7 protein-coding genes are annotated in these 9,567 nt (G+C 45.2%); 5 read left to right on the plus strand and 2 right to left on the minus strand.

Annotated features, from left to right (window positions below; all coding sequences use genetic code 11):
* The first annotated feature begins 421 nt into the window (after positions 1-421).
* From ACLFWI_RS19970 to ACLFWI_RS19990, 5 genes are all read left to right on the plus strand, one after another.
* Positions 422-1,441 (plus strand): sirohydrochlorin chelatase, encoded by a 1,020-nt coding sequence (locus tag ACLFWI_RS19970; RefSeq protein ID WP_446414364.1) that lies wholly within the window; start codon positions 422-424, stop codon positions 1,439-1,441.
* A 273-nt stretch (positions 1,442-1,714) separates the two neighbouring features.
* Positions 1,715-1,978, plus strand: coding sequence for a regulatory protein SipA (gene sipA / locus ACLFWI_RS19975; protein WP_446414365.1), 264 nt, complete (start codon positions 1,715-1,717; stop codon positions 1,976-1,978).
* 323 nt (positions 1,979-2,301) lie between these two features.
* On the plus strand, positions 2,302-3,609 hold the full coding sequence (gene iscB, locus ACLFWI_RS19980; protein WP_446414366.1) for an RNA-guided endonuclease IscB: 1,308 nt from the start codon (positions 2,302-2,304) through the stop codon (positions 3,607-3,609).
* Between the two features lie 221 nt (positions 3,610-3,830).
* The gene (locus ACLFWI_RS19985) at positions 3,831-4,910 is read left to right on the plus strand and encodes an MraY family glycosyltransferase (RefSeq protein WP_446414370.1); all 1,080 of its coding nucleotides are present in this window, start codon (positions 3,831-3,833) and stop codon (positions 4,908-4,910) included.
* Between the two features lie 579 nt (positions 4,911-5,489).
* The gene (locus tag ACLFWI_RS19990) at positions 5,490-7,016 is read left to right on the plus strand and encodes a diguanylate cyclase domain-containing protein (RefSeq protein WP_446414367.1); all 1,527 of its coding nucleotides are present in this window, start codon (positions 5,490-5,492) and stop codon (positions 7,014-7,016) included.
* A gap of 68 nt (positions 7,017-7,084) precedes the next feature.
* Here ACLFWI_RS19990 and ACLFWI_RS19995 read toward each other — a convergent pair whose 3' ends face one another.
* The gene (locus tag ACLFWI_RS19995) at positions 7,085-7,492 is read right to left on the minus strand and encodes a hypothetical protein (RefSeq protein ID WP_446414368.1); all 408 of its coding nucleotides are present in this window, start codon (positions 7,490-7,492) and stop codon (positions 7,085-7,087) included.
* A gap of 102 nt (positions 7,493-7,594) precedes the next feature.
* The gene (locus tag ACLFWI_RS20000; RefSeq protein ID WP_446414369.1) at positions 7,595-9,133 is read right to left on the minus strand and encodes a hypothetical protein; all 1,539 of its coding nucleotides are present in this window, start codon (positions 9,131-9,133) and stop codon (positions 7,595-7,597) included.
* Between the last annotated feature and the right edge of the window lie 434 nt (positions 9,134-9,567).

Here is a 9,567-nt window from a genome sequence, read left to right on the forward strand (position 1 = left end):
GAGGTTGACATGGGAATTTCCTTGAGCTGGCTGTAATAGTGTTAGGTTAGCCTAGAACCCTGGGATACTGTCTCAAATTCTGCTACTGCAAATCGATTAGAGAGGAGATAGCAGATCTCAGTTCAGGTTAACCCCAAAACCCCCCTACCCTGGATTTTGACTCGTCATCGGATCGGATAAGATATCAAGGCACAAATAAATAACAACAGTTTAGGGAAACTCCGGTGTAAGTCCGGGGCTGTGCGGCAACTGTCAAGGTTGAAATGACACAATCTTTCAGGGTTTGTCGTCGGTGCTTGAGTGTTTATGGCGCTCGCATCGCAACTACCAACCCAGGTGACGTTCCACCTAAGCCAGAATACCTAGCTGTTGCTTATCCACTCTATATTCCCGCCTCGCACGGGAAGGGAGCTTAATTTTAATGCCGACTGTAGACACGACTCATTCCACCCCAGATTCACTATCTTTGCCACCACTCCCCCTTAACCGCCCCCTATTAATGGTTGGTCACGGTAGCCGGGATATGCAGGGGCGTCAGGGGTTTTTGGATTTTGCCCACGCCTATCGAGGGTTAGACTCGTCTCGCCCAGTTGTTCCTTGTTTTCTGGAATTAACCACTCCCAGTATTCAGGAGGGCGTAGACCAATGTGTGGCACAAGGGTATACGGAATTCTCTGTGCTGCCGATTTTGCTGTTTGCGGCACGACATAATAAATTTGATGTCACTAACGAGTTAGACCGCGCTAAAGCCAGACATCCGCACATCCAATTCCATTATGGGCGTCATTTTGGCATTACTCCGGCAATTCTGGAGTTATGGCACCGACGACTGGCTCAACTGGATCAACCTTCCCAGAACAGTTCAATGTCCTCAATTCCCAGAAGTGAAACGGTGCTGCTGGTTGTTGGTCGCGGTTCTAGTGATCCCGATGCTAATGGTGATGTTTACAAATTAGCGCGTCTGCTCTGGGAAGGCAGTGGCTATAAAACGGTGGAAATCTGCTTTATTGGGATTACTCATCCCCGTTTAGAGGAAGGATTCAATCGCGCTCGGCTTTTCCAGCCTAAGCGGATTATCGTTCTGCCTTATTTCCTGTTTACCGGGGTGCTGGTGAAAAAGATATTTGATATCACCGCGCAGCAGCAGGAGCAATATCCGGACATTTCTATGACCTGTTTACCGGAAATGGGTATTCAACCGGAATTACTTTCGGTATTGCGGGAACGAGAAATCGAGACGCAACTGGGACAGGTACAGATGAATTGTGAGTTGTGTAAGTTCCGGTTAGCGGCAGTGGGGGATAATACGGGTCACACTCATGATCATGATCACGGTCATCACCATGATCATCATCACCACAGCCACAATCACTCGGAGTCTCCTCCTGACCCTTACGCTGAACCCGAAGCTTACCATCAGCGCATTTGGCAAGTTCCTTAGTTTGTCTTATGTCTTATGGCTTATGTCATTGGTTATTGCTAATGATTCATGATCGGTCATGTTCTGACACCAACGGTTGAGGAAAGGGCGACCCGAGCCAATTGAGTAGATACAGTTGTCGATTTGTGGAGGCGGGTCGCCCCTACATAAGAATGACGGAGGTTTAATTGATCAGGAGCGCGATCGCCAGAAGGTATCTTAAGATTTATTACCCGTGTGGCAAGATCTCGTCATAAGCTAGGAACTGATCAGCACTGACCCATACCGAGTAATATGTCTGAAGAATTTAAAGTTGGCGATCGCGTTCGCCTAATTGCCCTACCCCGCTATGTTAAAACAGCCGAACCTATGCCCATGCTGCGACCCCCGGATGTGATTAGCCTTGGTGAAGAAGGGGTGATCCTTGATCGACGTCCCGGAGGATTTTGGGGAGTTCGCTTTTCTAAGGGCGCTTTTTTACTGGATAGTCAATACCTTGAGACAGTAGAGAGCAATCAGCATTCTGATCCCAATCCGCCCTCATCCTCTCCCGAATAATCGGCTCCGAGCCTTCTACCTTCTGGCTTGGAGCCTTGTCTTTACCCAAACGGCAGACATTTACCTGGATTCAGTGTAAACTACCCGCCGCTAATTCGGAGTACCGAATCTAGCGGGGGCTTTTAAGAGAAGCCCAGAGTTTACCCGACTAAGTACCGAAAAAGTACTACGTTTTGGGAGCCATCACACCTACGGATACGAAGCCAGTCTGTAGCTCTGTGGTCAACGATTAAACAGGCGTATCGGGTCGAAGCCAGTGTCGTTGACGCAAAAAACTTCCAAAACATTGTCCAGGCTAACATTACCCGCAAGGAGGGACACAAATGTCCAAAGTTTTCGTTCTAGATACAAACAAACAGCCTCTTAATCCTATCCATCCAGGGAGGGCAAGGATGCTGTTATCTCAAGGGAAAGCTGCGGTTTTCCGTCAGTATCCCTTTACCTTGATACTTAAACAGGAGGTATCCAGACCAGCCGTTGTAGAGACTAAACATGGACGGTCTCTACTCCGAATCAAAATCGACCCTGGAGCTAAAACTACAGGACTGGCTGTGGTCAACGACGCTACAGGCGAAGTCGTCTGGGTAGCCGAGTTGCAGCATCGTGGATTCCAAATTCGGGATGCTCTAACTTCACGCCGACAGTTAAGACGCTCACGCCGTAACCGTAAAACTCGTTACCGCAAACCGAGGTTCTTGAATCGGACTCGCCCCAAAGGATGGCTACCACCATCTCTAAATAGTAGGGTTGCCAACATTCTGACTTGGGTTAAGCGGTTGTCGGCGCTGTGTCGAATTACTGCTATCTCTCAAGAGTTGGTTAAATTTGATACTCAGCAGATGGAAGATTCGGAAATTAGCGGAGTCGGCTATCAGCAGGGAACTTTGGCGGGTTACGAAATCCGTGAGTTTTTTCTCGAAAAGTGGAAGAGAACCTGTGCTTACTGTGGCGCAAAAGACACCAATCTTGAAATTGAGCATATAAATCCTCGCTCAAAGGGAGGTTCAAACCGACTCAGCAATCTGTGTTTAGCCTGTACTCCCTGCAATCAAAAAAAAGGGAATCAGGATATCAAAGATTTTCTCAAGGGTAAACCCGACTTGCTTAAACGAATTCTGGCACAAGCCAAAAGACCTTTAGCTGACACAGCAGCAGTCAACGCAACTCGCTGGAACCTGTACGAAAATCTCAAAAAAACAGGCTTACCTGTAGAAGTTGGCACGGGTGGTCGCACCAAATACAACCGCACCATCCGAGGTTTGGACAAAACCCATTATTGGGATGCTGCTTGTGTAGGGGCATCAACCCCAGAGCAGTTAGTCACATCAGGAACTAAACCTTTGTTGATTGCAGCCAAGGGTCACGGAACCCGCCAGCAATGCCGCACTAACAAATTTGGATTCCCGATTCGTTATTGCAAGAGAACAAAATTTCACAAAGGTTTTCAGACGGGTGACATCGTTAAAGCTGTAGTCACTTCTGGAAAGAAGATTGGAACGTATGTTGGTCGAGTAGCTACTCGTGCTACAGGCAGTTTCAATATCTCAACACCCGATGGGCTAGTTCAAGGAATTAGTCACAAATACTGCACACATATTCACAAAAAAGACGGTTATTCCTATGCAGCATAAGTGCTACCCCCCTTTTCCTCCCACCACCAAGCTGAGTACAGCTATGGTGGGGGTCTCCAAGGGGGAAGAGAGATGAACCACAAAAACCCGGATCGATACAATGGTGTCCGGTAAGTACTACTACACCGAATCAATGTCCAAAATGGCAGTAGCACTTTACCGAATTGATTCCTGTACAGTTGAGAATAATAATAATTGGCAGTCTGAGCGTGAAGTGGGAGATAGATTTGTACAGCTTCCTAGAGTCTCTCGGCATTGCCAACCCTAGTGGCAGTGGCTGGCTAGCAGTAATATTCACCTTCGGGTTAGCCTGGGGGGTAACGTGGTGTTTGATTCCAGCAGTACGCTCATTTGCCCTGCAAGTGGGTTGGGCGGATCAACCGAATGCCCGACGACTCAATCAAGAACCCCTACCCAACGCGGGTGGATTGGCAATTTATGCGGGTGTCATAGCGGCGCTAGTCTTAGCGACTCTATTAAGACCCATTGTCATCGAAGGTGTCTTAGCCCAAGTGCTGACGATTTTGCTCGGTGCTTCAATCCTCGTCCTCGTGGGCTTTATCGATGACCAATTTGGTCTACCTGCGTATGTACGCCTGTTTAGTCAAACCCTGACCGCCCTCTTGCTGATTGCCAGCGATATCCGCATCGAAACGCCTTTTGGCACTCCCATTGACCCGATATTCTCCATTGTGTTGACCTGGTTGTGGGTTGTGGGAATTACCAATGCGATTAATTTAATGGATGGAATGGATGGTTTGGCGGGTGGGATCAGCTTCATTACCGCCATGAGTTTGTTGGCAGTTTCGGCGCAGTTTGAAACTAGAGCAGCAGCTACCTTACTTTTGGCAGCCTTAGGAGGTGCTGCATTGGGATTTTTGCGACACAACTTCTATCCCTCCCGAATCATTATGGGAGATGCGGGGGCTTACTTTTTTGGCTATGTGCTAGCCGCAACCAGTATTTTAGGTAACCTAAAAGTGACGACGGTATTTGCTCTGGTGCCGCCAGTGTTCTTTTTATTATTGCCTGTGCTGGATACAACTCAGGTATTTGTTCGGCGACTCATGGCGGGAAAAAACCCGCTGAAAACTCCGGGTAAAGATCACTTACATCACCGCTTACTAGCTTGGGGTTTGTCCCAACGTCATGCGGCTTTTACCCTTTGGGGGGTGACGTTGGTATGTAATGGACTGGCGATGAAACTGCAAGGGATGACCTCAATGGTGATTATTGTTACAAGTGGTACTATAATTATTCTTCTAAGTTTTACCCTTTGGCAAAGACTACAGGCGAAATAAAAAGGCTAATATAGCTTTCCATAACGTCAAAAGTCAAATGCCAAACGCTATAGGGGTCGATTGGGGTGCATTGGTATTAACTTAAGCGGAAAGGCAATCGTGTAGGGATGTATAGGCTATGTCTCTACCAGGTTGTCTGACGAGTGTAATAACCTTCTGCCTTTTGCAATAAGTTCGATACTTCGATTACTGAACTGATCTGATTAGGTGAGCATCTACCTAAAGAGATAGAAATTAGCGTAATCAATTCAACCCAAAGATAGGAGAAAAATCCTTATATATGAGTCGTTGACTCAGCGAATTGGCATTCAGACTGCCGATAATGATTTAGGTCAGGTAAATTGTATATGATCTGGCACTATATTACTAAAATACGTCTTCGCTTATACCGAATTTCTATCTTAAGTTAGTAATAATCTACAGGAGTCGGATGTTAATCTGAAACTTGAAAATTAGGAATCGCCTAAAACGATTAAGTTTATCATCCAAATCCTCAACTTTATTCTTGTCCAAGTCCTTAATATATTTATAATTTAAGCTAAACTTTAGATCTAGTTAATAATTCATAGGATTATAACCATGAATGGACTAAAATGCAATCAATCTGTTTTGTTGGATAGTAAAATCCTCAAAGTTCTCTTAATTGAAGATAATCGTGTAGAAGCTGAATTAATCCAAGAATTATTTTCAGAATTAAACCCTAATCAATTCGCCATAACCCATGCTCAACGATTGAGTCAGGGCATAAAAAAATTGATAGAGTTTACCTTCGACATTATTTTACTGGATCTATCTCTTCCCGATAGTCAAGGATTAAATACTGTAATTCAAGTCAAAGCAAAAGCGCCCACAACTCCAATTGTTGTTTTAACCTCTCTTAACGATCAAAAGTTGGCAATTCAAGTGGTTCGTGAAGGCGCTCAAGATTATTTAATAAAGGGGCAATTTGCTGGAGAAAACTTGATACGGGCTATACGCTATGCCATTGAACGGGAACGCGATCGCGAGTCAATTCGACAGCAGGCTAAACGGGAGCGGATTTTAGAGCGTATGGTTGAGCAGATCCGACGCTCATTGGATCTCGAAGAAATTTTACACACCACTGTCACCCAAGTCCGTCAATTCCTGAAAACCGATCGGGTTCTCATCTATCGCTATCAGGCAGATAAATCTCCTACTATGCTTTTAGCAGCGGCTGACTATAGCAATAGTTATCCGGAGATTCCGGCAATTCATGAACTTTTAAATTTGCCTCAGATATTGTCCTACAATCAACAGTTCATTCAAGTCATTAACAATCAAAAAACATCTAACCTAAAACCAAAATTGTTCAATTTGCACAAGCAATCTGTTTTAGCGATACCCATCTGTAATAGTGAGTCCGATCTAAAAAAACCTCAGTCTCCTGTTTACCATCGATTATGGGGGATAATTATCGCTCATCATTGTACTCCTAATCGTCAATGGAAAATTTGGGAAATTGATTGTTTAAGCCAGTTAGTCAAACAGGTGGCTATTGCGATTCAACAATCAGAACTTTATCAAAAGGTAAAGACAGATAACCAACACCTACAGAAACTGGTCAAAATAGACAGTTTAACCGGAATTGCCAATCGCCGCCGTTTCGATCAAGCTTTAGCCGAGGAATTAATCTGTTCTCGACGTAACTTAACTCCTCTATCCTTAATCTTGTGTGATATTGACTTTTTTAAAGCCTACAACGATACCTACGGTCATTGGGTTGGAGATAATTGTTTAAAAGAAGTTGCTGAAGCCATCTGCCAAGCGGCTCAACGACCGAGTGATTTAGTCGCTCGCTATGGCGGTGAAGAATTTGTCGTGATTCTTTCCCATACAGATAATCCAGGCGCTTTTATCGTTGCCCAAAAAATCCGCTATCAAATGGATAAACTCAAGCGCCCCCATGCCAAATCTCCGATTCATCCTTGGGTAACGCTCAGTTTAGGAATCGCTACAACGACTCCATCCCATCAACTTTCGTCCAGTGAATTAGTCCAACTTGCCGATCGCGCTCTCTACAAAGCCAAAGCCTTAGGACGCGATCGCATTTTCTCCGCTAACTCTGACCCGGATTTTCAGGTTTGAGCGGGGAAGCTGGGGGAGCCATGTTCCAGACGTAGCATGCTACGTCTGGAAGCAGGGGAGGTAAATCTCTACCAAAGACGATTACGACTGGCGTTAACTCGCGCTCCCTGAGTGCGATTGACTTCATCCAAAAATATCTCGGTTTCCTCAACTAAACGATTCAATTCTAGACAATCTGCACAAGCCGGATTCGGAGTTCCCGGTTCTCTAGCAAATCGACGCGGAGCCTCTGGCTGAACTGCATTACAGCAACCCTCAGCCGCTTCTTCTAAGGCTTGATCCAGACGACGAGCATTCTCTAATATGGCTGGATCTAATTTGCCATCTTGATCAAAAATAGGTGCAGTATTATTCCAGATATTTGTTCCGGTAATATCTGATTGGTTGGGGGGTTGAGCATTGGTAGATGTTGCGATTAACCCAGTACCCATGACTAACGTTGTTATTGTCCAAACTATCCGTTGCTTTACTTTCATCACACTCACTCCATATTCCAATTTATACAAAAGTCAGTCAGGGCGGGTTTAGTAACATTAGGGTAACAACAAACGATAATAGTAAAACCCGCCCCTACATACTCAAAACTTAAACGCGAACCCTGCACCCAAAACAAATCGCGCCCCATCTCCAGCCCCCGCAATATCTCGCAATGCTGGGGTAATCACCAATGGGATATTTTTAAAGGGAGCAATAGACACACCCACACCCAAGTCTTGTCCCGTCCATTCAGCAATTAAACTCACAGGTTCAGCCACCCGCACCGCAACGTTACCAAATACATTAATCGTGCCATTATCATCCTCTACCGCCTCCTCCGTGCGAAACTGTCCATTACCGATTCCAGCCGTTATCGCCACCCGACTAAAGGGTTGATTAATATCCTCTCGCGTCCGAATAATCTTACTCACCACGCCATAAACAGAATTCTCAAAGTCATTATCATCACCCAGGTTAATCAAGCCATTCCAACCCGCTGCAACTGCCCAACCTTGAGGTAAGCGACGATGCACTTTAGCGTTAAAACCACCACTGCCAAAATCCCGATTAGACCCGAAACTAGCAAGTGCGTATGAAAGTTCTACCCCCACAGACTTCTGAGCATCACCCAACCCAATCCCAATGCCTAACGCCCCATCATCAACATCACTATAGCGGGTGCGTTCCTGATAGGTAGCGCTAACAAACCCTGTATTGCGATGAGCGCCATAAGCTGTAGGAATAACAATACTCAAAGCTGGGGAGGCACGTAAGGGTTCTTGAATGTCTATATCTTCTAGCGATCGCAACTCCTCTTGTAAGCGGTTAACCTCCCGACAGAGTGCCGATTGTGTCCGTTGATTGGGTGCTTGTGCCAACATCGTTTGTTGAGTCGCACTACAGGACTTTTTCGGATTAAGGGCAACAGGTTGTCTGTTTTCCTTATCCTCCTTGTCGGCGTGATTTTCCCTGTCTATGGCAAAGGTCTTGACATCAGGATCATCTCGTGTATATTTTTCCACTCTAGGTTGGCGATTTTTCCCTGTCTGTCTAGCACTCACTACGATTGGCACAACTTGGTTGGGACGTTCTAATTCTGGCGATGCCATCTCCCACTCAGATGTGTCTAGAGTGGGCAAGGTTAATTCAGATTCCCCGGAAAACTCCAGCCTGACTCGATTTTCCTCAATGGGAGATTGGTGATGAGCGATCGGTAACTGGTGAGTAGGAAACTCTTCCCGTCTTCCCATTTCCCCATTTCTGCCCTCTGCCTTCGATTCTTGCGTAAATTCCTGGACAATAATAGATTCTGGTGAGGCAACAGCTTGAGCGCTAGTTGTTGATGTTACTGATGATCCTGCTTGGATTTCACTGGGTTCAATTGGGGTGGGGATAATAATATCAGGCTGATAGGTCGTCTTCACTGAAGATTTTGCCCAAGCGGGATGGGAAAAACCTGGGACAGCAATTGCCGCTACGCTATAGAGGGCAAAGCTAGAAATATTCTGTAGCGATGTGTTTAGGCGGCTATCGCCTTTTTTAGCTAACCTTTGCGGAACAGGTTGATGTTCCCTTGTGTAACATTTATTAGCAGGATGTAAATTTTGATAACGACCATTCGCATTCAGTTTGGCTGTCACAGTCTTAAATCCTTCCAAGGGTGTTGTCTTGTTTTACAGAAATTACCTTCTGGATCAGGACAAAACTAGCCACCCCGGAAAGGTCGCGTAAACTTGGTTATTTTATTGTCGCCAGAGATTACCCTGCCTTCTTATGAATTATGGCAATTGAATCAGATGCTTATGACTTGAATCTGATTCCTGAGAGTAATTATACAGAATTATACAGAATTATGAGGATTTTAAAAAGTTTATAAATTATCTTGAACAAGGAAAAAAATTAATAAAAAACGCCGATAAAATAAATAACGGAATGGATTAAGCGAAGACAATTCTAAATTATATATTTCCTATTCCCTATTCCCTATTCCCTGTTCCCTGTTCCCTATTTTGAACACCCAAGCATGTCTCGACCTACTGTATACATCGCGATCACCAACCATGGCTTTGGTCAT

It is taken from the genome of Coleofasciculus sp., from assembly GCF_046539235.1.
Classification (GTDB): Bacteria; Cyanobacteriota; Cyanobacteriia; order Cyanobacteriales; family Coleofasciculaceae; genus Coleofasciculus.